A 25,315-nucleotide genomic window follows, 5' to 3' on the forward strand; every position below is an offset into this window, starting at 1 on the left:
GTCGCATAAATTTCGGATTTTATTCATCAACGCTAGTTGACAAAGAACCTATATTGGATGCCTTGTCTCCATTTTTATTATCGAAAATAATTTTTTTTATAAAATTGTAAAAAAGCTGGTTAAAGTCCTCAAAATAAGGTATAATAAGAATGAATATTAATAATAAGTAGATGTCGATACTTGCTTTAGCAAGTCCATCGAAATATAAGTATAAATAAGTTTGTAAAACTAGGAGGAGGAAAATATGAAACAAGAAAGATTAGAAACATTGCAGGAACAGGTAAGATTTCCACTAATAGGAACTAAGGCACCAGAGTTTAAAGCTGTTACAACAAAGGGGCCTTTACACTTCCCTAATGACTTTGAGGGCAAGTGGGTAATATTATTCTCACATCCAGCTGACTTTACGCCGGTTTGTACTACAGAGTTCATGACATTCGCCAGCATGCATGATGAATTCCTATCATACAATACAGAATTGGTAGGTTTGTCTATAGATTCAGTACATTCACACCTTAGTTGGTTAGAAGCTATAGAAAATTATACATGGAATGGAATAGAAAAGCCAAAGGTTAAGTTCCCTCTAATAGCAGATATAAGAATGGAAGTTGCCAAGGCTTATGGAATGTTACAGGGTGAATCAGATACACATGCAGTTAGGGCAGTATTCTTTGTTAATCCAGAGGGGATTATAAAGACTATACTATACTATCCAGCTTCATTAGGTAGAAATTTCGATGAAATCAAACGTGTCTTACTAGGACTACAGAAGGCCGAAAAGGATTCAGTTGCCCTACCTGCCAATTGGGAACCAGGTAAGGATGTAATCCTACCAGCACCTACTACTCGTGAAGAAATTCAGCAGAGAATAGAAGATGCTAAGGATACTAGCAAGTATGATATGGTAGACTGGTTCTTGACATTCAAAAAGGATGACGGAAGATAGGGTATAGTGGTATAATTGTTTGTCCAAGAAAGTTAAAATAAATAGCAAATAAAAATAATAAATACAATAAAAAAGGGACTTATAGACCTCTTGTAAATACAGGTTTATGGTCCCTTTTTGATATCTTTCTAATAAAATATAAAACAACTTAATATAATATAATAGAAAAAGTATGGTATACTGTATAGGAGAAGAAGAGGTGCCACAATTTAATGTGTCAAAAATACCGGAAAAGTAGGTGCTAATATGATTGAGTTTGAAGAATTTAGAATGGAAAATTATGATGACCTCTTGAGTATGATGATGTATTTTTATAGGTCGGATGCCGTAGACCATCCAATAGAGGAGTCTATAGTTGAGAAGCTTTTGGATGATATTATCTCGAAGGAGCATCCTATAAAAGGATATGAGGTTATATATGGGGGTGACCTAGTAGGATTTGGTATAGTTACGAGTTATTATGCCTCAGAAGTTGCTGGTATGACCATACAGCTGGAAGACTTATTTATCATTGATGAATATAGGTCTATGGGCATAGCCAAGGAATATATTAACAGGGTTAGGGAAGCCTTTCCACAGGCAGCTAGATTCAGGTTAGAGGTATGTTCCAGTAATGAAAGAGCCATAGACTTGTATAAGAAACTTGGATTTGAGGAGTTAGAGTATATGCAAATGGTAGATGATCAGGTATAGGTTGAGTTGTTGTAATCTATTTTATTATTAATTAAGTGGAGGAAATTATTATGCTGGATTATACTTATATGTTGAGTATAGCTATAATACTATTTTCAACAAAGGTATTTGGATTTTTGACGGAGAAAATTAAGTTACCTCAGGTAGTAGGTGCCTTGTTAGCAGGTGTTATAATAGGACCGTCTATGTTGGGTATAGTAAAGGATACAGCCTTCTTGGACCAGGTATCTCAGATAGGTGTGATTATATTGATGTTTATGGCAGGCTTGGATACGGATTTGGCAGAAATAAAAAAGAATAGTGTATCATATCTGACTATAGCTATATTCGGTGTGATAATTCCCCTAATAGGAGGAATCTTGGCCTACATTCTTTTCTTGAATTTTAAGATGGGGGCTCATGCAGATATCTTAAAGGCTGTTTTTGTGGGAGTTGTTTTGACAGCTACATCTGTAAGTATTACAGTTGAGGCCTTGAGAGAATTAGGCTATGCTAACAGCAGGGTTGGTAATGCAATCTTGGGAGCCGCTATAGTCGACGATATAATAGGTATTATAATTTTGACTTTTGTAACTAGCTTTAGGGATGCTAATATTAGTATGTCATATGTTTTATTGAAGATAGCTTTGTATTTTGTGGCTATGTTTGTTTTGGCAGTGATCACTACCTTCTTGGCTAGGTTCTTAGATTTTAAGACTGACCAGAGAAGGATATCTGTATATGTATTTGCTTTGGTAATGTTGGTTGCATATTTCTCAGAAAAGTATGTCGGTATAGCAGATATTACAGGGGCTTACCTAGTTGGTATGATATTTAGTAGGTTTAGTGTTAGAAATGAAATTGTAAAGAAGATGAATGTCATGTCATACTTGTTCTTTGCACCACTATTCTTTGCTAGTATAGGTCTAAAAACCAATTTGGGCAAGTTTAATAAGGATGTTTTATTGTTCTCGATTATACTATTGATCATAGCTATTCTAACTAAGATAATTGGTGCTGGCTTGGGTGCCTTGATTTGTAAGTATGATAAGTATGAAGCTTTGAATATAGGAATTGGTATGGTATCAAGAGGTGAGGTTGCCTTGATAGTTGCAGGGAAGGGTAACAAGCTTGGCTTGATTGAGCATACCATGTTTTCTCCGGTTATATTGATGGTCGTCGTGACTACAATAATTACTCCAGTTTTACTAAAACATACTTTAAAGTACTTGGGTAAGGGGCAGACGGGTACAAATGAAGCTCTTGCATCCGAATAAATATAAATAAATGATTTAAAGAGGGGATTTAAACCCCTCTTTTTTGATCGATTGATAGCTTGGATAGGCAGATTTTTTACAATAGCTAGAATAAATAATAAAAAGTCGTAGGCAAAATACCTACGACTTTTAGCGTCCTCGAGAGGATTCGAACCTCCGACCCCTCGCTTAGGAGGCGAGTGCTCTATCCAGCTGAGCTACGGGGACATATTATCAACTGTTACTATAATATATTAACATAAAATAGCGTAAATTTCCACTGGAAATTTAAAATATAAATACTAATTTTTAGAAAAGGATTGAAAAATGATTTTCACCTGAATTTAATAAACTATTTTTTGACTTATTTTTGCTAAATATATGGCAAATAAAAACAATACTTAAAATATTTTAAGGGATACAAGGGGTATACTTGATTATTTATTATCAGATAGGACAAATAAAAATACAGAGCTTGCAGCTCTGCATTTTTACGAAAAATATCAGGTTTAAATAATACTCTTATGTTCTAAATAAGTTGGTTTGAGTGTACAAGTCTGTTTGTTATTTATCTGTCCTTGTACCTATATTATAGCACTTATAAATAAAAGGTCAATAGCTTTTAATGCTTTTTTTTTAAGATAATTTTAGTGGCATTCTTCATATTTTACTTAATTAACCGGAATATAACTTTTGTTTTTAAAAATGTGATTTTATTAACTTTAACCATGATGGATTTTTTGAATATAAATAAATGTTCTTAAAATTTCTTTCTTTTGTAAGTGTAACTAGAATACTAGTCGACATTTGACAAGGAAAAATTTGCATTGAAGGGCAATAAAAAACAGGTAGATTAATCTACCTGCTTCATCATGCGTTTCAATATGTCTAGCTCTAGTTTTTTCATCTTTATATCTATGTTGGCGATTACCACTACCAGGTGGATCCTGTCTTCTATTTCGTCCCACTTGTAGGTAGAAGAGGCCTGAATAGTGTATTTTGGAAAGAATGCCAAAAATTCCCTTGTAAGGGATTGGGCCTTGGAAAATAATCTTTCTACAAGCTCATCATCCTCCCAGTCAAATTTTATATCGGCTTCAAGGTCTTGTGTAGCAATAGATAGCTTGAAGGCCATGACATCTTCCCTTTTTGTAGCCTTAGTCAAGTCCGTTTCGACTCTGAATAAGGATTTTTCTTCAATTTCCTTTTTTATATCATCACTGCTGATTAGGTCATTTCTAAAAAGTACGTACATAGTCCACTCCTGTTAAAATAAATAAAAAAGCACGCCTAGTAGGATTCGAACCCACAACTCACAGATCCGAAGTCTGCAGCTCTATCCAGTTGAGCTATAGGCGCACATTATACACTAATATTATATCATAAGTTCCTTGGTCAACGATATAGAAAATTTGAATGCATCTATTCCGGGTGGTATACTATTGTTAAACGACAAGTGATGAGTGGAAAATTTAAAGATGATTTGAAGGGCAAGTATTGAGTTAGAAGTGTATTTTTGGAGGAAATAGGATGAGAGAAAAAGTATTAGAGAGATTTTTGAAATATATATCAATAGACACCCAGTCGGACCCAGAGTCAAAAACTAGTCCGTCTACTGCCAAGCAGTTTGATTTGGCTAGAATCTTGCTTGCAGAACTAGAAGAAATGGGACTTGAGGATATTAGTCTGGATGAGAGGTGCTACGTAATGGCCAAGCTAGCAGCCAATGCTGATGGCATCCCTCCAATAGGCTTTATTTCCCATATGGATACTAGCCCAGATATGTCTGGTAGGTATGTCAGACCTAGGTTGATAGAAAACTACGACGGCGGTGATATAGTTCTAAATAAAGAAAAGGGTATAGTTACAGCCCTGGAGGATTATCCGGAAATAGGAGCCTTCAAGGGTCAAACCATAATAGTAACTGATGGAAATACCTTGCTAGGGGCGGACGACAAGGCTGGTATAGCTGAAATTATGACAGGTATAGACTACCTAGTAGAAAATCCCAGCATAAGGCACGGAGATATAATGGTGGCCTTTACTCCTGACGAAGAGATAGGTTGTGGGGCTGATTACTTTGATGTAGACAAGTTTGGGGCCAAGTATGCCTATACCTTTGATGGTGGCCAGTTGGGTGAGCTAGAGTATGAAAATTTCAATGCTGCATCTGCTGTGGTGACCATTCAAGGTAGGAATGTTCATCCTGGGTCTGCCAAGGGCAAGATGGTTAATTCGATTTATATATCAGCCAAGGTTATGGATGCATTTCCTCAGGATAAGAGACCTGAGACGACAGAAGGATATGAGGGCTTCTTCCACCTTAACGACATAAAGGGTACTACTGAAGAAACCGTCCTTAACTATATAATTAGAGACCACGATAGGGTCAAGTTTGAGGACATGAAGACCTTCTTTGAAGAAACTATAAGAGCCCTATCAAGTCAATATGATGGTAGGATTAGTTTGGTCATAGAGGATAGCTACTACAATATGAGGGAAGTGATAGAAAATCACATGGAAGTCGTGGATGTAGCTGTCAAGGCTATGGAAAATTTGGATATAAAGCCAAACATAATTCCTATAAGGGGTGGTACTGATGGCTCTAGATTGTCCTTTATGGGTTTGCCTTGCCCAAACCTTTTTGCTGGAGGAATCAACTTCCACGGTAGGAATGAGATGATTAGTGTGGAGGCTTTGGAGGCTGGTGCCAACCTACTGGTGGAGATTGCCAAGGAGTGGGCAAATAGGTAACTAATTAATGTTTGACACAGACCGATAAAGTGGGTATAATAGGTGCTAGAGTTTTCTTGTCACCTGCTTAAAAAACAAGATATAGAGTTTTCTTGTCACCTACTTAAAAAACAAGATATAGAGTTTTCTTGTCACCTACTTAAAAAACAAGGATGTGGTTAAATGAATCGTTATAATATAATCGACGATAAAAATCCAAGAGAGATTATTTTGCTGCGTTCTCATCCATGTAGATGGGGGCGCTGTTTTTTTTGTGATTATATCGCTGATAACTCAATTGATGAAGAAGAAATGATTAGTGTGAATAAGAAGGTCCTAGAAGATGTAAGGGGAGTATATGGTAGGTTAGAGGTGATTAATTCAGCCTCGGTATTTGAACTACCAATGGAAACTCTGGAAGACATCAGGAAAGTATGTGTGGCCAAGGGTATCAAGGAGATATTCTTTGAAGCCTACTACAACTACAGGACTAGGTTAGATGAAATTAGAGATTTTTTTGATGGGATAGAGGTATCCTTCAAATGTGGTATTGAAAGCTTTGATGATGATTTCAGAAATGGCTACTTGAACAAGAATATAAGCTTCAAGGATGCCAAAGAGGTGGCTTCATATTTTGACAATATCTGTCTCTTGGTAGGTATAAAGGGACAGACAAAAGAAATGATAGACAGGGACATGAAACTTCTACAGGAGAATTTTAAGAGAGGCTGTATCAACATCTATGTGGAAAATACTACTCCAGTTAAGAGGGACCAGGCAATAGTTGACTACTTTAGGGATAAATATTTCTATATGGATGATATGGAAAATATTGAGATTCTCTGGAATAATACAGATTTTGGTGTAGGAGGAGAGTAAAAATATGAACACAGCAACTTTAGTCAACAGAAAAGTATTGGTGAGGCAGGCCATGATAGCCGCTATATATGCAGTGCTTACATGGATAATTCCGTCCTTATCATATGGTCCAATTCAGTTTAGGATATCTGAGGTGATGACACTATTGGCATTTTTCAATCCAGAATACGTAGTTGGATTGACTGTCGGATGTGCAATTTCAAATTTGTTGTCATCCCTAGGTATGATAGATGTGGTGGTTGGTACCATGGCATCCTTCCTAGCCCTGACAGCAATGTCTAGGATAAAGAATATATGGATAGCATCATTGATGCCAGCGCTTTTTAGCCTATTGATAGGTCTGGAGATAGTATTTGTATCGCCTGAACCAGTATCATTTATAGTCGTAACTGCCCAGATAATGTTCTCTGAATTTGTTATAGTGGCTATATTGGGAGTACCTATATTCAAGAATTTGATGAAAAATAGTACTTTTAAGAATTTGATATCTTAATTGTATTCAGACTAATGATTTCCTAAGAGAGTTGAATATCTTGCCTGTGAGGGCCAGGTGTTTGACTCTTTTTTGTAAAAATTGAAGTGTACTTCAAATTATGGTATAATTATAATTAAATTTGAAGTACACTTCAAATTCATGAGAAAAATTTTGGAAAAAGAAGACAATTAAGAGGGAGGTAATTATTATGTCAACATAGACCCTATCTTCTATAGCGATAAACAGTTTATCCTTGCTGAAGGAAATAAAAGGGTCAAAAAAACACTGAAATCATTGACAAAAGGCGTATAGTGTGGTATTTTATTTTAGACGGCCATGTAGAGTCGTCACTTTGGGTTGTAAAAAAATATAATTTTTTGGAAGGTAATAGTTACTTGATTTTTTCAGGAAGCTATATCATCATATATAAAATCAAATTTGGAGGTGTAACAGATGAGAGTTAAAGTAACTTTAGCGTGTACAGAATGTGGTCAGAGAAACTACAACACAACTAAGAATAAGAAGAACAATCCTGACAGAATTGAATTACAGAAGTACTGTAAGTTCTGTAAGAAGCACACTACTCATAAGGAAACAAAGTAATTTAGCTAAGTAAAGGATGTGAGTAAATGGCAAAGGAAAATGTACAAGTATCAGAAAATAAGGTAGGGTTCGTAAAGGGCACAGGTCAGGAGCTTAAAAAAGTAACTTGGCCCACAAAGGGAGAACTTGCAAGTAAGACTGGTGTAGTACTTGGAGTTGTTATTGTGTCTACCCTATTTGTATGGCTAGTAGATTTGGGATTATCAAAGGCACTTAGTCTATTGATTAAGTAGTTGTTTGGTCTCGAACGTTGAAAGGAATATTTTGATGTCAGAAGAAAGAGATATGCAATGGTATGTCGTTCATACTTATTCCGGTCATGAAAACAAAGTAAAGACTACAATTGAAAACACTGTAAAGAACAGGGGAATGGAAAATATTATCGAACAGGTAATAGTTCCTACAGAAGATGTAGTAACAACTACAAAGACTGGCAAGGAAAAGATTAGTCAGAGAAAGGTATTTCCGAGTTACGTAATAGTAAAAATGGAGATGACTGATGAGTCTTGGTATATCGTCAGAAATACTAAGGGTGTTACTGGATTCGTAGGTCCTGGTTCAAAACCAGTTCCACTAACGGTTGATGAAGTAAGGGCTATGGGAATTGAACTTCCAGCATCAAAAATTGTCAGCGGTGAGATTGATCTAAACCCAGGCGATGCAGTAAAGGTAATTAGTGGTGCTTTTGTCGACAATGTCGGAGAAGTAGAAGATGTAAACATTGAGAAAAAAGAAGTAAAAGTCTATGTAAATGCATTTGGTAGGAAGGCTTTAGTAACACTAGGGCTTGAAAATATAGAAAAAATATAAGGAGGTGCAACACAATGGCTAAGAAAATAATAGGTCAGATTAAGCTACAGATACCTGCAGGAAAGGCTACTCCAGCTCCACCAGTTGGTCCAGCACTAGGACAGCACGGTGTGAACATAATGGCTTTCACAAAGGAATTTAATGCTAAGACAGCAGATCAGGCAGGCATGATTATACCAGTTGTAATCAGCGTATACCAGGATAGGTCTTTCAGTTTTATAACTAAGACTCCACCAGCTGCTGTACTAATCAAGAAGGCTATCAACCTACAGTCAGGTTCTGGAGAACCAAACAAGAAGAAGGTTGGTAAGATAACATCAGCTCAGGTTAGAGAAATCGCTGAGTTAAAGATGAAGGACTTAAATGCTGCTACAGTTGAATCAGCTATGAGAATGATCGCTGGTACAGCAAGAAGTATGGGTGTAGAAGTAGTTGACTAATCAAAAGTTGACGACACTGTAAAGACAATGTCTTTATTAGTGGGAGGTTAAAAACCGTATTACCACAAGGAGGATTATTAAAATGGCAAGAAAAGGTAAGAGATACGCTGAGGCGTTTGCAAAAGTAGACAGAAATGTTTACTATGATGCTTCACAGGCTCTAGGACTAGTAGTTGAAACTGCAAGAGCTAAGTTTGATGAAACAGTAGAAGCCCACATCAAGTTGGGTGTTGACTCTAGACATGCTGACCAGCAGGTTAGAGGTGCTATCGTGTTACCACACGGTACAGGTAAGACAAAGAAAGTATTAGTTTTCGCTAAGGGTGAAAAGGCTAAGGAAGCAGAAGCTGCAGGAGCTGATTTTGTAGGTGCTGAAGAACTAGTTCAGAAGATCCAGGGAGAAAACTGGTTTGACTTTGATATAGTTGTTGCTACTCCAGATATGATGGGTGTAGTAGGTAGACTAGGTAGAGTACTTGGTCCTAAGGGATTAATGCCAAACCCTAAGTCTGGTACAGTTACATTTGATGTAGCTAAGGCTATTGATGAAATCAAGGCTGGTAAGGTTGAATATAGACTAGACAAGACTAATATCATCCACGTTCCAGTTGGTAAGGCATCATTTGGTCAGGAAAAATTATTCGATAACTTCAAGGTTTTGATGGAAGCTATAATCAAGGCTAAGCCATCTGCTGCTAAGGGCCAGTACCTTAGAAGCGTAACAGTTGCTTCTTCAATGGGACCTGGTGTTAAGGTTAACCCAGTTAGAGTTACTGAATAATTAAAATACTGTTGACACAGGTTGACATATATGATATATTGTCAATGTTAAAGAAGAATAGATTTGCCGTAGACAGTGGGTGCGTCAGCTTAATTTCCCACCGAGGTTGCGATATACGTGATACTTGCGCCCTTGTTGTCTGCTGATGACAAGGGCTTTTATATTTATACGGTGAGTGCTAAACTTTATTTTTGTGAAGGAGGTGCACTAAGAATATGAGTAAGGCTATAGAAATGAAATCAGCTGTAGTTGCTGAAATAGCTGAAAAGCTAGAAAAGGCTGCTTCTGTTATCGTTGTAGATTACAAGGGATTAACAGTTGAACAGGTTACAGAATTGAGAAGTCAGATGAGAGAAGCTGGTGTTGATTACAAAGTATACAAGAATACTTTGGTAAGAAGAGCTGCTAGCCAGATCGAAGGAGATGTATTTGCTAACTTCAACGATGAACAGTTAGTAGGACCAAACGCAATAGCATTTGGTTACGAAGATCCAGTTGCTCCAGCTAGAGTACTTAAGGGATTCATGGACAAGAACCCTGACAAGATCACTCTTAAAATGGGTGTAGTTGAAGGTGAATTCTACGATGAAGCTAAGATAGTTGCTCTTGCTGCTATTCCATCAAGAGAAGAACTTATCGCAAAACTTCTTGGCAGCTTGAAGGCTCCAATGTCAAACTTTGTTTATCTATTGGATGCTCTTGCAAAGAAGCAGGACGAAGAAGCTACAGAAGCTTAAAAAAGCCACCTAGAGGGTGGGTTGAGGCTACCAGTTTGGTAGCATAGAACGGTGAGAAATCACAAAGGAAAATTTTAATTAAAAACAAATAATACACGGAGGTGCAATATAATGACAATAGAACAGATTTTAGAAGCTATAGAAAACATGAAAGTGTTAGAATTAAATGAATTAGTTAAGGCTGCAGAAGAAAAATTCGGTGTATCTGCTTCAGCTCCAGTTATGGTTGCTGGTGCTGCTGGTGGTGCTGCTGGTGGTGCAGAAGAAAAGACTGAATTTGACGTTATCTTAACTTCAGCAGGTTCTTCAAAGGTTGGAGTAATCAAGGAAGTTAGAGCTATAACTGGTCTTGGTCTAAAGGAAGCTAAGGAAGTAGTTGACAATGCTCCAAAGGCTGTTAAGGAAGGCGTATCTAAGGAAGAAGCTGAACAGATTAAGGAAAAATTGGAAGCTGCTGGTGCTTCAGCAGAAATTAAATAATAAAAGTAATTTAATTTGCTCATTAAAAGGGTTGTCTGTATCGTTAGGATCGGGCGGCTCTTTTTTAGTATATTTTTACTTGTAGAGGAGATGTATGTATGAAAAATTATAGATTTTTACTTAGTGGCTATACTAGGAGGACGAATAAGGGGATACATGTACTTGATATTAGAGTGGATAAATCTGGTGTTGAGGACCATAGTAGTTTGCTGTTAGAACTTGAGGACCCATCCTACCTAGCTATCAGCGGGGACAAGTTATTTGCTCTTAGCTCTAGAGATAGAGGGGGCGTATTAGCCTATGACTTTGATAGAGATGGACTAAATGCAAAGCTCATCAATGGAGTATACCAACTGGGCAAGGCACCATGTCACCTCTACTTTGACCAGCAAAGGGCTAGATTGTATGCTAGTAACTACCACTTGGGAAGGCTGGATATCTTTGGCTTAGACAAGGATGGATTGAGCCTTGTAGACAGTGTAGAGCTTGAAGGTAGTGGTCCAGTTAGTCCTAACCAAGATGGTCCAAGGTGTCATATGGCCCTAATGGCTCCAAATGGACAGCATATCATGGTGGTAAATCTTGGGGGCGATAGGGTGCAAACCTATGCTATTGATGGCGAGGGTGGGCTTAGACTACTTGCTAGTTACCATACGAAAGCAGGTATGGGTCCTAGGCACCTAGTTTTTTCTCCATATTCAAAGTACCTATATTTAGTTGGGGAATTAGATTCCACTGTAGAGGTTCTAAGCTATGATGAATGCAGTGGTAGGTTAGTACATATAAACATAGTTTCGAGCCTTCCTGAGGCTTATGAAGGCCTTGTAGGCAATAGTGGGGCTGCTATAAAGATTAGCAATATGAAAAATCAGAAGGGTAAGTATAATTTGTATGTATCTAATAGGGGGCATGACAGCCTTAGTGTGTATGAAATAGGTGACAATGGGGATTTGAGTCTTCTTCAAAATATAGCCAGTGGTGGAAAAAATCCTAGAGATTTCGCCCTGACTCCTGATGAAAAATACCTATTAGTCGGCCATCAAGACTCTGATGATATAGTTCTTTTTAAAAGGATGGATGATGGCAGCCTATCCCTAGTCAAGAAACTTGATTCAAGATTAGATGAAATTGTATGCATACTTCCTTTTGATTAGTTAATTTTTGTGCTTTATCTGCCAGTGTATCGATAATCAATTCTAGTAGAGGGGATAATTATGTGAATATGTGGATAATTCAGTTACTTTTTCCTTAAATTCTAGTTTTTTATCATTCGCTTATGGTATAATTAAGTATTAGAATGTAAGGCTTTTTATTGCCTTTATTTCACAAAAATTTGGAGTAATTATTAGGAATAAATTTATAAAATTGAGATAGGAAGATGCATATGAAAAAAAGTAAGCTTTTAGCACTTAGTGCAGTGATGATAGCCACTAGTGCCACTGCATATGGAGTTTATGCTGCGGATACTACAAGGTCTGGCAAGGCCAGTATTGAGTGGACCTTGGCATTTTTGAAAAAGCAGGAGTCCCAACGTCTAGATGATGTAGAAGGGGAAATCAACAAGGTTAACAAGGATACCTCAATCACTAAGTTTGATATGACTAAGGCCAAGTCGAGGTTTGAGGATGTGGTCTTTATTGGTGACTCTATAACAGAGTACCTAAAACAGGCCAATATACTTGATTCCGCCAGTGTCTTGGCTGTCAAGGGCGAACATGTAAACCAGGCAACCAGGCACATGAATGAAATAAAAAATCTAAAACCAAAGCAGATAGTTATACTATATGGGGCAAATGACCTAAATGCTCACACACCTGAAGTTTTTAAGGAGCATTATATCAATTTGGTAAAAGAGATCAAAAAGGCTGATCCAGGCGTAAAGATATATTTGCAGGCTCCTTTGACTGTTAATGAATCAGTTGCCAGAGCCAAGGATGACAGAATCAATAATGAAAATATAAAGTCCTTGATACAAAAAACTAAGATGGTAGCAAATGTGACAGGGGCTAGATTTTTATCATCAGACGGCTTGATAACATCTTTAGACTTATATGAACCAGATGGAATCCATCTAAAGTATGATTTCTACAAGAATTGGTTATTTTTCTTGAGTGAAAATATATAGGGGGTGGGTCGATTGAATAAGAAGGATAGAGATAGAAAGAATATTACTAGGGAAACCAAGCCAAGTCAGGGTGTCAACTATGAACAGACTGCTAGGCTGAGGATAATAAAGAGTGAAGATATAGAGGCCGACCTAAAGGGCAAGACCATTAAAAAGAAAATCAATAAGATAAATAGCATTAAACCGATGAAGACCAGTTCCATTTACAGGAAAAAATATATGGCCCTAATTTTGGTAGTTGTCCTAGTGTTTATATTAGCCTATCAATTTGTAAAGGTTAGAAATATAGATTTTGCAACGCTTGGATCCAATATTGAAAAGAGGGTCAATATGGATAACTTCATTAAGGGTAACGATTTGATCCTCAGAAAGTTGTATGGGATAAACAAGATAGAAGTAGAAAAATATACCTCATATGTTCCTAAGAACAATATGCTGGCCAATGAGATACTTATACTAAAGGCCAAGCCAGAATATACGGATGCCATACTTTCAAGTATACAAAAGAGGGTAGATGACCAATCAAAGAGCTTTAAAAACTATGCTCCAGACCAGTATAGGATTATGAGTTCTAGCCTTTTGGAGAAAAAGGGTGATTATATCTACTTCATATCATATGATAATGTTGATTTGATAAATAAAATAATTAAGGCAAATTACGAATAAGGGAGGGGATGGATTTGAGTTTTACTAGTTTAACATTTTTATTTTATTTCTTCCCTATAGCAATTATTTTATATTCCATAGTGCCGAAGAGGTTCAAAAATGGAGTCCTCTTGCTACTGAGTTTGTTCTTCTACAGTTGGGGAGATCCTAGATACCTGATATTAATTATGGTATCTATAGTAGTTACCTGGTTTGGGATTGGATTTATCCATTCTAGGCGACAAAAAAGAGAAGAGGCCAGATTTTATTTCGTTTGTCTATTGGTATTTAATTTAGCTATATTGGCATTTTTTAAGTATTATGGATTCTTGATAGACAACGTAAATATGATAGCTAGAACCAACCTGCAGATTGTGGATTTGGCCCTGCCTTTTGGTATATCCTTCTACACTTTCAAGATAATATCATATATGGCGGATGTGTATACAGGCAAGACTCCTCCACAGAAGCGTTTTGCAGATTTTGCCTTGTACGTATGCATATTTCCTCAGATAGGTGCTGGTCCTATTGTCCAGTACTCTGATATGCTCAAGGAGCTTTTGGTGAGAAGGCCTTCTTCAGACCTATTTGGTAGGGGTGTAGAGAAGTTTATATTGGGCTTGGGTAAGAAGGTATTAATAGCCAATAACTTGGCCTTGATATGGTCTAGTGTCAAGACTAGCCCTGACCTAAAGATGTCTGCTATGACGGCATGGTTGGGAATAATAGCCTTCACCCTACAGATATATTTTGACTTTAGTGGTTATTCAGATATGGCTATCGGTCTAGGTAATATGTTTGGTTTCAAGTGGGCGGAAAACTTTAACTACCCATACATTTCAAAGAGTGCCACAGAATTTTGGAGAAGGTGGCATATATCTCTAGGAAACTGGTTCAAGACATATATCTACTTCCCTCTAGGGGGTAGCAAGTGCTCAGCTAAAAAACAATTGAGAAATATATTTGTAGTATGGATGGTGACAGGCCTATGGCATGGAGCTAGTTGGAATTTCGTGGTATGGGGTCTATATTTCGGAATCATTATATATATAGAGAAGATAAAATTGGGCAAGATATTGAGGAAGTTGAGTCCTAAAATCCAGGTAATATACTGTTTGTTGATAGTAGTCCTAGGTTGGGTAATGTTTGACCTTAAGGGTCTATCTCAAATTGCAAACTTCTATAGCAGACTATTGGTATTTGGAGCTAGTGGATTTGTGGATGGAAAGGCCCTATACATACTAAAGACTTCGTGGAAGTTGTTTGTATTGGCTATTATAGGTGCTAGTCCATTTGTATTAAGGTTAATAAACAACATCAAGAGTAGGTTTGGTAGAAGCGGATATACCTTCTTGTCAGTATGTTATGTATTGATAGTTCTTTTATCAGTGGCATCATTGGTGGCTGATAGCTATAGCCCATTCTTGTACTTTAAGTTTTAGGTGGAGGTGAAGTAAATGAAAAAGAAAATACGTTATGAAGAACCGCAGATGCCTGAAAGCCTAAGGAAATTGATGGATATAGAGCCAGAACAGCCCAGGAAAAAGAAAAAGAAAAAGAGACCAGACAGGCCTACTAAAAAGTCTCAAAAGAGTAGGTATAGTCAAGACAGGCCAACAAAAACCAGACAAAGTCAGGAAAAAGCTGGCAATAAGAATAGGAAAACTAGACCGAGTCAGGATAGGTCAGAGATACCTAAAAAACCTGCAGGTCAAGCTAAAAGGAATACAGCCAAAAATAAGGCTAGACCAAATTCCAAGGCTCAGACTCCTAAAAATCTAAGGTCAAGACTAGATAGTGAGAGGGTGTCCAAAAAGAAACAAAAGCCTATACAAGCCAAACAAAGGCCGGCTAAAAATACTAAAATTAAAAAAAGGAAATCTAAAAATTTTGGGAGTATACCTTCAGCTATACTGTATGGAGTAATACTATTTATAAACTTTTTAATATCAGGCGGCGACAAGGATAGGTACATAAAAGGCGATAAAAGAGAAATGTTGGACAAGAAGTTCTATAGGACTTTGCCGCTAGCCTTTGTAGGTCTAATGGCTATTGTAATGTTGGCTGTAATAATTCATAGAGATCAGCCGACATCCCTAGCAGAAAATAGAGAACTAGAGCAAAGACCAAAGTTTACTATATCGTCATTTGTAACAGGCAAGTATTCTAGTAAACAGGCTAGTTATATGTCAGACCAGTTCCCTAATAGGGCAGGTTTTATAAAGGCCAAGGCCAATTTAGATAGGGTCATGGGCAAAAAGGAAATAAATGGAGTCTACTTGTGCTCAGATGGATATTTGATGGAGGGATTTAAGGCAGAAAACCCAAATATAACTAAGGCCAAGGTAGATGCAATAAATAAATTTGCTAGCTCAAATAAGAGCCTCAAGGTGTCTATGATGCTTGTGCCTAATAAAGTGGATATATATAGTCATTTGATGCCTAAAAACGCTCCTGTGGATTCTCAGACGGATTATATAAAGGGTGTGGCATCTATGCTTAGTAACAAGATAAGGATGGTAGATGTGAAACAGGCCTTTAACAGGATGAAGAATAATGAGCAACTATACTATAAAACAGACCATCACTGGACGACAGATGGAGCCTTCCATGCTTATTCAGAGCTATGCAAGACTCTTAATATACAGCCATCTAATGAGCATAATTTCAATAGGTCTCAGGCGTCAGATTCATTTAGGGGTAGTCTATACTACAAGACAGGTGCAGAGATTGGTAAACCGGAAGATATATATCTTTATCTTCCTCAGGACAACGCTCCAGTTATAGCCAAGTACTATGACACTAAGAAGAAGGTGCCTAGTCTTTACGATTCATCTAAATTGTCAGGTAGGGACCAGTATGAAGTATTTACAGGTGGTAACCACACACAGATTAAGATTAGGACAAATGTGGAAACAGATAGAAAGTTGCTCTTGATAAAGGATTCATATGCAAATGCTATGATACCTTTCCTAGCTACTACATTTTCTGAAATCAACGTAGTGGATATGAGGTATTTTACAGGAAGCCTTAGTGATGTTATTCATAATAATGTCGTCACAGATGTTTTATTCTTGAATAATGTCAACACATTTAATTCCGACTCATCTATATTGAGCATAAATGAATAGTTGAGTTTTATATGAAACTTTGATTAAATTTAATAAAAAAGTTTTTGGCGAGTAAGTGAAAGGGAGGTCAGCATTCTGATGTAGATAAATGCTGACCTCCCTTTATTTTATGCTTTATTCACGATTTGTAAGGGAATTTGATAAATTCTAATCTCACCTATGTAGGTATCGTCGTATCTATACCTATGATCTATTGATTTAATCGGGCATATTAGAGAAAATATCCGCTATGCTATCCTTTACCTTGTCTCTCTCTCTTGAAGGCCTTCTAGGTGCCTTCTGTTGGCTCATATAGGGCATAGACTGTGGAGCTCCACCACTCATGATGTCCCTTAGAAACATTATTTCGTTTTTCATATATTTAAATTCTATCAACATCCTCTCAAGGGCCTGGCTCTTGGTTGAGATGTTGTTGTCGTCCATATAGTCCTGGATAAGATCATCTAGGTCAGGACTAATGTAAGATGTTAATCTGATTCTATTATTTTTCAAGTCTTATCCACCAACCTCTTATTTTTCAAGCTTTACGCCTACTTCATATAGACCCTTGGCAGTTGCCATCTGGCTGTCATCTACCATCTTGTACTCTGGGTTTAGGTCAAGATTTAAGGCAGTTCCTCCTGATACAAATATTTCCATTTCGCCCAGGTTGTTCCAAGTTTCTTCTATGATTTCGTTGGTATCATCGGAAGTTAATTTATAGGCTAAGTCCTTTAATTCTGGGTAATCATCAGCTGTGTCAATTTCTGGAAGACTCTTAGTAATACCAATGTCTACAAGTTTTTTCTGGACTATCTTTAGGGCGTTTTGGTTACCTGATTCTATAGTTGTGCTTAGCTTGTCGTTGAACTTGAAACCCTTGTCAAAGTAGCTAAGTTCAGTAGTTCTAAAGCCTATATTTACCATGCCAACAGGATTGTTTTCGTTGATTCTATTGCCCATGGCGTAGATTAGGGCAGCATCGGCCTCTCTAAATATATTTACATTCTCTATCTTTATAGTTTTAACACTGTTGTTTATCTTGTTCTTTACAACGATTGTAGAGTCCCTATATTCCTTCTGTACTTCCTTTAGGGTGCTCTTCTTGAAGATCTTGTAAGGGACACCTAGCATAAGGCTGACGTTGTCAGACACTGCAATTTCGCTAAGGGCAGCACTTACAAGGATTCTAACAACAGGAGAAACCTTGCTATCACCTGCATTTCTGATACATTTCATACTTTCCTTTTCTGATAGGTCGCCTACAAAATATTCGTTGCCGTCAAGTTCTATATAGATTGGATTTTCCTTGTAGTCCTCTAGGGATATATTTCTTCCGTCACCGTATACGCTCTTGAAGAGGCAAGAGTATTCCTTTTCATTGTATAGGGAATAACCCTTTACATATCCTCTACCAATGTCTAATCCTATTATCTGTGTGTCCATTATTGCTTCCTCCTTCTTTTTCTTTACATCACTAGCCTTTTTAAGGCCTTTATTTTTTTCTATACCTTTTTCTGCCTTTTTATGGGAATCTACCTCTGAGCTATCTATAGGCTTTTTACTGTCTATAAGGTCTTTTGGCTCAGTTTTAGTTTCGCTTGATATATGATCATTTGTTTCTGATTTTGTAGTCATAATTTTATTACTCCTTCGTCTTTCTTATTATAACATATTAGTTCCTATATAGCTACACTTTTATAATGATATATACAAATAGTTCCTTATAAGTAACTAAAAAAGTAATAATAAATGTATTTTTAGGAATATATAAGTAACTAAAAATATATATTTGTATAAATTAGTACCTATATAGGAACTAAAAGGTGTTCTATATGTTGTGGAGAAAAGTTTGTATTTAATATTGTTGATGTAAAAAAGGATGTGTTTCGTAAGCGGATCTAAAAAAATGGTATTCATCTATGGATACAAAATATCAATCCTCAGTGTCCAGTAAGAATATTAAAAAAAAGATAAGTTGCTTTTAAAAGGGCTTTATAGATAAAAGGTAGAAATATATACATAATAGAGACTTTATGTAAGCTTACAAGGGTATGAGAGGGTGATAGAGATGAACAATATAATGGACTATATAAACTGGAGAGGGGACATTGGTTTTGACCAGGATAGTATTAACGAAGTAGATAACCTCATATTATCGATGGTATCTTACTTGAACTTTGATATGTTGAGGGGAGGTCAGACCATAGAAGAGGCTAATAGGGCCTATATAGAAAAGAAAAAAAGAGGGACTAATAGGGAAGCAAGGGACTTTATACAAAAGATAGAAAAACTAACAGACGAGCTCGCCAAGACAAATAGGTATAGGTCAGTAATTATATCAGACTATATGTACAAGTACGATCACGATAAAGAGAGTCAGTTTTCTGCAATGACTTTTCACTTAGGTGACGTGATTTACGTAGCCTTCAGGGGGACAGATGAAAGTTTGATAGGATACAAGGAAGACTTTAATATGTGTTTTTCTGCACCTGTAATGGCCCAGAAGGATTCTGTAGTCTACTTAAAAAATATTATGGACAAGTACAGTGATGCCAAGGTCTATGTTGGCGGACACTCAAAGGGTGGCAATCTGGCTGTATACTCTGTTGTTGGACTTGACGAATCCTATAGGGATAGGGTAGTAGAGATATACAACAATGATGGTCCAGGATTCACAGAAGAGATATTGGAGACTTCAGCATATAAGGCTACAGTGAAAAAAGTCAAAAAGCTCCTTCCAAACGGTTCTGTTGTCGGTATTTTGATGGACGATAACGAAAAATATTCTATAGTTGAGGCTAAGGGAAATAACGGACTGGTCCAGCATGATGGTTTCAATTGGGAGGTCAAGGGGACACGTTTTGTAAGGACAAACAAATTTACTGACCAGTCTATACGGATCAATCAGACCTTAAAAATATGGTTGAAAAATCTAGATAGAGACGAAAGGAATAGGTTTATTGACGAGTTTTATATTCTAATAAAGAAGTCAACAGATGCTAACCGTTTAGATGATATAGCAGGCAAGGAGCTCCAGTCAGCCTTAGCTATAATAAAGAATATATCTAGCATGGACGATAATAGCAAGGAAGTGATGACTTCTGCAATAAAGAAACTAGTCAAGAGTAATTCAGAGGCTAGAAAGAAGGTGGGTGTTAGGAAACAAATCAAGAAAAAGCTCAAGAAGATCACAGCTAATAGAAAAATCTTGTAATAGACCCTATTTTATGGTAAGATATTCCTTAAAGGTGCAAGAGAGGTCGTACAGAGATGCGACTGCACTAAAAAATAGATTAAGTCTTTTAAGCTGGTCCAGAGAGACTGGTAAGGATATGGCCTGATGGGTCTAGAAATAGAAGATTGTAGTAGGCAGTCTTAGCTTATAGAGCGTATTTTATCCTTATACCCTTGTATCTCAACCGGGTATAGGGATTTTTTTGTATCTAAAAGCCTTAATCGGACAGGAGAAAATTTATGGTAAGTGGTAAGAGCAGGTTGATGGTGGCAATAGACACGGACAACTACGACAAGGCGGTAGAATTAATAGACAGGCTAGATGATAGCGTAGAAATATTTAAATTAGGATTGGAAAACTATATAGCATCTAGGGGTAGGACCCTAGACTACCTAAAGTCCAAGGGCAAGAAGGTATTTTTGGATTTGAAGTTCCACGATATACCAAACACAATGATGTCGGCAGTAAAGGCCTGTATCAAGGATGGTGTATGGCTGATGACGATTCATGTATCAGACTATGAGGGCATGAAAAAGTGTGCAGATATAGCTAGGGAAGAGGCTGCTAGGTTGGGAATAGAAAAGCCCCTAATAGTGGGAGTTACAGTACTGACATCTATGAGTGATGAGGACCTAGCCAGTGTAGGTTGTAACCTATCAACTAGGGATGCAGCTATAAAGAGGGCAAAATTGGCCAAGGAAGCAGGCCTAGATGGTGTCGTATGCTCAGCCCAGGAGGTAGCAGACATAGTGGCTGCCTGTGGTCAAGATTTTATGACAGTATGCCCAGGTATCAGACCAAAGTCTGCTGAAGTCGGTGATCAAAAGAGGGTTGTGACACCTAGCCAGGCTATAGAAAATGGAGCCAAGCTCCTAGTAGTAGGCAGACCTATAACTAGGGCAGAAGACCCAGCCAAGGCGGCAGATATGATTGTTGAAGAGATAGAAAGCGCATTAAGATAAATTTCACCCCATGTTTTCGACTTCCTCACAGTTGTCAAAAACGGGGTCACATCAAAAGGAGAGGAACAAATGAAGGGAAGATTAATTTTAGAAGACGGAACGATATTTGAAGGCAAGGCCTTTGGTTACATTGAAGATAGCGTTGGAGAGGTTGTATTCAATACATCTATGACAGGCTACCAGGAAATACTTACTGACCCATCATACTATGGCCAGATAGTTACTATTACATATCCATTGGTAGGAAACTACGGAATCAACCTAGAAGACAAGGAGTCAGACGGGGTCAAGGTGAGTGGTTTTATTGTTAGGGAAAAGAGCGATATGCCATCAAACTTCAGGTGTGAGATGGACCTAGATACATACTTGAAGCAGAGTAAGGTAATAGGTCTTGAAGGTATAGATACTAGGGCCCTTACAAAAATCTTGAGAAACAAGGGCACTATGAGGGGTGTAATAACTACTGAACATACTAAGCTAGCTGATGTAAAGTCTAGGATAGATGCCTTTGACAACAGCCAGGCAGTCAGGATTGTCGGCAGGAAGGTCAAGGAACATATAGCTGGCAAGGGCAAGAAGATAGCTATAATGGACTTTGGTGTCAAGGAAAATATAATCAGAAACTTTGCAAAGAGGGATTGTGACATTACAATATTCCCAGCAGAGGCGACTGCCCAGGAAGTTTTGGATATAAATCCAGACCTTATATTCCTTTCAAACGGACCTGGAGATCCAGCAGACCTAGAAGATATAGTTGAAAATGTTAGACAGATGGTTGGCAAAAAGCCTATGGTAGGTATATGTCTAGGCCACCAGATTCTAGCAATAGCCCTAGGTGGCAAGACAGGCAAGCTGAAGTTTGGTCACAGGGGTGGCAACCATCCAGTAAAGGACTTTGAAGCAGGAAAGATATTCATCACTTCCCAGAACCATGGCTATTATGTGACAGAGGTTCCAGCAGATGTGACAGTTACACAGGTTAACCTAAACGACAACACAGTAGAGGGTATGAGACATAATACACTTCCAATTTACAGTGTTCAGTACCATCCAGAAGCTTGTCCAGGACCATTTGACAGCGAGTACGTATTTGATAAATTCTTAGAGATAGCAGAGTAGGGAGGAGTTAAAGATGCCTAAAATAGAGAGTATAAAGAAAACATTAGTATTGGGTTCAGGTCCAATTATCATAGGACAGGCCGCAGAATTTGACTATTCTGGTACACAGGCTTGTCAGGCCCTAAAGGAAGAGGGTATAGAGGTAGTTCTAATCAATTCAAACCCAGCGACAATAATGACTGACCAGGAAATAGCAGACCATATATATATTGAGCCTTTGACTCTAGACTTTATAGAAAAGATAATAGAAAAGGAAAGACCAGACAGTTTGTTGGCAGGTATGGGTGGTCAGACAGGCCTAAACCTAGCAGTAGACCTGTATGAAGCAGGAATACTAGACAAGTATGGTGTCAAGATAATAGGTACGTCTGTTGAATCTATCAAGAAGGGTGAAGATAGGGACACATTTAGAGATGTGATGAACCAGATAGGTCAGCCAGTAATAGAGAGTGATATAGTTACAACTTTGGAAGATGGACTAGCCTATGTCAAGAAGATAGGTTATCCAGTAGTTGTCAGACCAGCCTATACCCTAGGTGGTACAGGTGGTGGTATAGCTGAGACAGAGGAAGAGCTAAGAGAAACCCTAACTCATGGTCTAGAGCTAAGCCCAGTGACTCAGTGCCTACTTGAGAAGTCTATCAAGGGTTGGAAGGAAATAGAGTACGAAGTGATGAGAGACTCTAACGGTAACTGCATCACAGTTTGTAACATGGAAAATATAGACCCAGTAGGTGTACATACAGGTGACTCAATAGTAGTGGCACCTAGCCAGACTCTATCTAACCTAGAATACCAGATGCTAAGAACAGCATCATTAGAGATTATAGATGCTATAGGTGTAGAGGGTGGTTGTAATGTCCAGTTGGCCCTAAACCCTAAGAGCCTAGAATATGCAATTATAGAAATAAACCCAAGAGTATCAAGGTCATCAGCCCTAGCATCTAAGGCGACAGGATATCCAATTGCCAAGGTTGCAGCCAAGATAGCCCTAGGATACACACTAGATGAAATAGAAAATGCAGTAACAAAGAAGACTAATGCCTGCTTTGAGCCTACACTAGACTATGTGGTAGTCAAGATACCTAAGTGGCCATTTGACAAGTTCAAGCACGCCAATAGAAAGCTAGGTACTAAGATGATGGCGACAGGAGAAATAATGAGTGTAGGCTCTAACTTCGAATCAGCCTTCCTAAAGGGAATTAGGTCACTAGAGACAGGCAAGTTCTCCCTAGTCCACAAGGCATCAGAGGGCAAGACTCTAGCCCAGTTAAAGGCCAGTATAGTAGTGCCAGATGATGAGAGAATATTCGACCTAGCTGAGATGATCAGAAGGGGCTACAAGCTAGAAATGATATCTACAATTACAGGTGTAGATGAATGGTTCCTAAACAAGTTCAAGTGGATAGTAGACCAGGAAGAAAAGCTTAAGGTCATGAAGATAGAAGACCTAAGTAAGGAATACCTTCTAGAGCTAAAGAAGAAGGGCTTCTCAGACAAGGGTATGGCAGACCTGATGAAGATAGACACAGAAGACCTAGTAGAGTTGAGAAAGCTATACAAGATTAGGCCTTCATACAAGATGGTAGATACTTGTGCTGGAGAGTTTGATGCAGTATCACCATACTACTACTCAACTTATGAAAAATATGATGAAGTAGAAATCAGCGACAAGAAGAAGGTTATAGTTCTAGGCTCAGGACCTATTAGAATAGGTCAGGGTATAGAATTTGACTATTGCTCAGTACACGCTGTTATGGCGCTTAGAAGGTTGGGAATTGAGACAATTATCATCAACAACAACCCAGAAACAGTAAGTACAGACTTCGATACATCTGACAAGCTATACTTTGAGCCATTGACAGAGGAAGATGTATACCACATTATAGAAAAGGAAAATCCAGAAGGCGTAATCCTACAGTTCGGTGGCCAGACAGCTATCAAGCTAGCTAAATTCCTTAGCGAAAAGGGTGTAAAAATCCTAGGAACAGACTTTAAGGATATAGATGCAGCAGAGGACAGGGAGAAGTTTGACGAACTACTAGAAAGATTGAATATAAACAGGCCTAAGGGTAAGGGTGTATGGTCAGTAGCAGAAGGTGTAGAAGTTGCAACTCAGCTAGGCTATCCAGTCCTAGTCAGACCATCATACGTCCTAGGAGGCCAGGGTATGGAGATAACTTACGATGAGGTGAGGTTGAATCAGTACCTAGAAGATGCCTTTGAGAGGGATGCTATAAATCCAGTCCTAATAGACAAGTACCTAACAGGTAGAGAAATAGAAGTAGACGCTATATGCGACGGTAAGGAAATCTTGATACCAGGTATTATGGAGCACTTGGAGAGGGCAGGAGTCCACTCAGGAGACTCTATAACTATGTATCCTAGTCAGGGTATATCAGACAAGATCAAGGACAAGATATACGAATATACAAAGATGATGGCCCTTAACCTAAATGTAATAGGTATGGTAAATATCCAGTTTATCGAGCACAAGGACGAACTTTATATCATAGAGGTAAACCCAAGAGCCAGCCGTACAGTACCATACATATCTAAGGTGAGCGGTGTGCCAATCGTAGACCTTGCAACTAAGTGTATGCTGGGACAAGAGCTAAAAGATCTAGGCTTTGGAACAGGAGTCTACAAGACACCTTCACACGTATGCGTAAAGGTACCGGTATTCTCTATGTCAAAGCTATCTAAGGTAGAGGTCAGCCTAGGTCCAGAAATGAAGTCTACAGGTGAAGTACTAGGTGTAGGCGGGACCCTAGAAGAAGCCCTATACAAGGGATTCTTGGCATCAGGCCAGAGGGTATCAGACGAAAAGAAGAAGGTCCTAGCCACTGTCAATAACAACGACAAGGAAGAATTTATAGAATTGGCCAAGGATATGCAGGATATAGGATACACCTTTGTAGCTACTCAGGGAACAGCCAAGGCCCTTAATGAGGCTGGAGTTAAGTGTGATGTAGTAAATAGGGTAGAAGAGCCTAGACCAAATATACTTGATGTAATCAGAAACAAGGAAGTTGATATGGTTATCAATACACCAACAAAGGGTAATGACTCTACTAGAGACGGTTTCAAGATGAGGAGAACTGCCATAGAGTTCCAGACAGAGATAATGACTTCTCTAGATACATTAAAGGCTATGGTAGCAGTAAATAGAAGGCATATAGATTCACAGGACAAGAAGGTTTATAGCCTAAGAGAAATCAATAAATAAGACTAGCAGAAGAAGGGGGTTGTATAATATTTAGCGTTGATGGTAACAAAAATGCTTTCAAAGTCGTAAGACTAA

Annotated in this window: 25 protein-coding genes, 2 tRNA genes and 1 other annotated feature; of the genes, 22 read left to right on the forward strand and 5 right to left on the reverse strand. The window is 38.0% G+C overall.

All coding sequences use genetic code 11. From position 1 onward, the window contains the following. Positions 1-244: 244 nt before the first annotated feature. The 3 genes from HMPREF1639_RS01155 (at position 245) to HMPREF1639_RS01165 (ending at position 2,895) form a co-directional block, all read left to right on the forward strand. Positions 245-946 (forward strand): peroxiredoxin, encoded by a 702-nt coding sequence (locus HMPREF1639_RS01155; protein WP_036762389.1) that lies wholly within the window; start codon positions 245-247, stop codon positions 944-946. Between the two features lie 246 nt (positions 947-1,192). Then, positions 1,193-1,639: a GNAT family N-acetyltransferase gene (locus HMPREF1639_RS01160; RefSeq protein WP_036762391.1), complete on the forward strand. Its 447-nt coding sequence runs from the start codon at positions 1,193-1,195 to the stop codon at positions 1,637-1,639. Between the two features lie 50 nt (positions 1,640-1,689). Further along, a complete protein-coding gene (locus HMPREF1639_RS01165; RefSeq protein WP_036762393.1) occupies positions 1,690-2,895 on the forward strand; it encodes a cation:proton antiporter in 1,206 nt (401 codons plus the stop codon). A gap of 133 nt (positions 2,896-3,028) precedes the next feature. On the opposite strand, the gene HMPREF1639_RS01170 is transcribed toward HMPREF1639_RS01165, so the two are convergent. The 3 genes from HMPREF1639_RS01170 to HMPREF1639_RS01180 form a co-directional block, all read right to left on the reverse strand. Continuing rightward, positions 3,029-3,102: transfer RNA gene (locus HMPREF1639_RS01170), tRNA-Arg, on the reverse strand. A 625-nt stretch (positions 3,103-3,727) separates the two neighbouring features. Then, positions 3,728-4,129 carry a hypothetical protein gene (locus HMPREF1639_RS01175; protein ID WP_036762395.1) on the reverse strand — a complete coding sequence of 134 codons (402 nt, stop codon included), beginning with the start codon at positions 4,127-4,129 and terminating at the stop codon, positions 3,728-3,730. A 30-nt stretch (positions 4,130-4,159) separates the two neighbouring features. Further along, positions 4,160-4,233 (reverse strand) — tRNA-Arg (locus HMPREF1639_RS01180). Positions 4,234-4,404: 171 nt separating this feature from the next. Here HMPREF1639_RS01180 and pepT point away from each other — a divergent pair. The 15 genes from pepT (at position 4,405) to HMPREF1639_RS01255 (ending at position 16,713) form a co-directional block, all read left to right on the forward strand. Continuing rightward, positions 4,405-5,628 (forward strand): peptidase T, encoded by a 1,224-nt coding sequence (gene pepT / locus HMPREF1639_RS01185; RefSeq protein ID WP_036762396.1) that lies wholly within the window; start codon positions 4,405-4,407, stop codon positions 5,626-5,628. Between the two features lie 162 nt (positions 5,629-5,790). Further along, positions 5,791-6,486, forward strand: coding sequence for a radical SAM protein (locus HMPREF1639_RS01190; protein WP_036762398.1), 696 nt, complete (start codon positions 5,791-5,793; stop codon positions 6,484-6,486). Between the two features lie 4 nt (positions 6,487-6,490). Next, complete coding sequence (locus HMPREF1639_RS01195) at positions 6,491-6,979, forward strand: QueT transporter family protein (RefSeq protein WP_036762399.1); 489 nt, start codon at positions 6,491-6,493, stop codon at positions 6,977-6,979. 435 nt (positions 6,980-7,414) lie between these two features. Further along, complete coding sequence (rpmG, locus tag HMPREF1639_RS01200; RefSeq protein ID WP_036762401.1) at positions 7,415-7,564, forward strand: 50S ribosomal protein L33; 150 nt, start codon at positions 7,415-7,417, stop codon at positions 7,562-7,564. A gap of 26 nt (positions 7,565-7,590) precedes the next feature. Beyond that, positions 7,591-7,797, forward strand: coding sequence for a preprotein translocase subunit SecE (gene secE, locus HMPREF1639_RS01205; protein ID WP_036762402.1), 207 nt, complete (start codon positions 7,591-7,593; stop codon positions 7,795-7,797). A gap of 34 nt (positions 7,798-7,831) precedes the next feature. Then, a complete protein-coding gene (nusG, locus tag HMPREF1639_RS01210) occupies positions 7,832-8,374 on the forward strand; it encodes a transcription termination/antitermination protein NusG (RefSeq protein ID WP_036762403.1) in 543 nt (180 codons plus the stop codon). Positions 8,375-8,388: 14 nt separating this feature from the next. Beyond that, complete coding sequence (gene rplK, locus HMPREF1639_RS01215; RefSeq protein ID WP_036762405.1) at positions 8,389-8,814, forward strand: 50S ribosomal protein L11; 426 nt, start codon at positions 8,389-8,391, stop codon at positions 8,812-8,814. A gap of 82 nt (positions 8,815-8,896) precedes the next feature. After that, positions 8,897-9,595, forward strand: coding sequence for a 50S ribosomal protein L1 (gene rplA / locus HMPREF1639_RS01220; RefSeq protein ID WP_036762406.1), 699 nt, complete (start codon positions 8,897-8,899; stop codon positions 9,593-9,595). 48 nt (positions 9,596-9,643) lie between these two features. Further along, positions 9,644-9,765: a sequence feature (ribosomal protein L10 leader region), on the forward strand. 45 nt (positions 9,766-9,810) lie between these two features. After that, entirely contained in the window at positions 9,811-10,332 is a 522-nt protein-coding gene (rplJ, locus tag HMPREF1639_RS01225; protein WP_036762408.1) for a 50S ribosomal protein L10, read from the forward strand. 111 nt (positions 10,333-10,443) lie between these two features. Then, complete coding sequence (rplL, locus tag HMPREF1639_RS01230) at positions 10,444-10,812, forward strand: 50S ribosomal protein L7/L12 (RefSeq protein WP_036762409.1); 369 nt, start codon at positions 10,444-10,446, stop codon at positions 10,810-10,812. Between the two features lie 98 nt (positions 10,813-10,910). Then, the gene (locus HMPREF1639_RS01235) at positions 10,911-11,966 is read left to right on the forward strand and encodes a lactonase family protein (protein WP_036762411.1); all 1,056 of its coding nucleotides are present in this window, start codon (positions 10,911-10,913) and stop codon (positions 11,964-11,966) included. Positions 11,967-12,196: 230 nt separating this feature from the next. Next, entirely contained in the window at positions 12,197-12,937 is a 741-nt protein-coding gene (locus HMPREF1639_RS01240) for a GDSL-type esterase/lipase family protein (RefSeq protein ID WP_036762412.1), read from the forward strand. Positions 12,938-12,949: 12 nt separating this feature from the next. Further along, a complete protein-coding gene (locus HMPREF1639_RS01245; RefSeq protein WP_242847252.1) occupies positions 12,950-13,603 on the forward strand; it encodes a DUF4358 domain-containing protein in 654 nt (217 codons plus the stop codon). 8 nt (positions 13,604-13,611) lie between these two features. Continuing rightward, positions 13,612-15,024, forward strand: coding sequence for an MBOAT family O-acyltransferase (locus HMPREF1639_RS01250; protein ID WP_334290916.1), 1,413 nt, complete (start codon positions 13,612-13,614; stop codon positions 15,022-15,024). A gap of 15 nt (positions 15,025-15,039) precedes the next feature. Next, positions 15,040-16,713, forward strand: a complete 1,674-nt coding sequence (locus tag HMPREF1639_RS01255) for a DHHW family protein (protein ID WP_036762415.1) — start codon at positions 15,040-15,042, stop codon at positions 16,711-16,713. 198 nt (positions 16,714-16,911) lie between these two features. Here HMPREF1639_RS01255 and HMPREF1639_RS01260 read toward each other — a convergent pair whose 3' ends face one another. Together HMPREF1639_RS01260 and HMPREF1639_RS01265 are read right to left on the reverse strand one after the other, a co-directional pair. Further along, the gene (locus tag HMPREF1639_RS01260; RefSeq protein WP_036762417.1) at positions 16,912-17,205 is read right to left on the reverse strand and encodes a hypothetical protein; all 294 of its coding nucleotides are present in this window, start codon (positions 17,203-17,205) and stop codon (positions 16,912-16,914) included. 18 nt (positions 17,206-17,223) lie between these two features. Beyond that, on the reverse strand, positions 17,224-18,330 hold the full coding sequence (locus tag HMPREF1639_RS01265) for a ParM/StbA family protein (RefSeq protein WP_242847253.1): 1,107 nt from the start codon (positions 18,328-18,330) through the stop codon (positions 17,224-17,226). Between the two features lie 433 nt (positions 18,331-18,763). On the opposite strand from HMPREF1639_RS01265, the gene HMPREF1639_RS01270 reads away from it, so the two are divergent. The 4 genes from HMPREF1639_RS01270 (at position 18,764) to carB (ending at position 25,240) form a co-directional block, all read left to right on the forward strand. Continuing rightward, complete coding sequence (locus tag HMPREF1639_RS01270) at positions 18,764-19,909, forward strand: Mbeg1-like protein (RefSeq protein WP_052045366.1); 1,146 nt, start codon at positions 18,764-18,766, stop codon at positions 19,907-19,909. A gap of 260 nt (positions 19,910-20,169) precedes the next feature. Then, positions 20,170-20,892 (forward strand): orotidine-5'-phosphate decarboxylase, encoded by a 723-nt coding sequence (gene pyrF, locus HMPREF1639_RS01275; protein ID WP_036762418.1) that lies wholly within the window; start codon positions 20,170-20,172, stop codon positions 20,890-20,892. Positions 20,893-20,961: 69 nt separating this feature from the next. Further along, positions 20,962-22,011 (forward strand): glutamine-hydrolyzing carbamoyl-phosphate synthase small subunit, encoded by a 1,050-nt coding sequence (gene carA, locus HMPREF1639_RS01280; protein WP_036762420.1) that lies wholly within the window; start codon positions 20,962-20,964, stop codon positions 22,009-22,011. A 13-nt stretch (positions 22,012-22,024) separates the two neighbouring features. Then, positions 22,025-25,240 carry a carbamoyl-phosphate synthase large subunit gene (gene carB / locus HMPREF1639_RS01285; protein WP_036762421.1) on the forward strand — a complete coding sequence of 1,072 codons (3,216 nt, stop codon included), beginning with the start codon at positions 22,025-22,027 and terminating at the stop codon, positions 25,238-25,240. Positions 25,241-25,315 lie beyond the last annotated feature (75 nt).

It is taken from the genome of Peptostreptococcus sp. MV1 (assembly GCF_000758885.1).
Taxonomy (GTDB): Bacteria; Bacillota; Clostridia; order Peptostreptococcales; family Peptostreptococcaceae; genus Peptostreptococcus.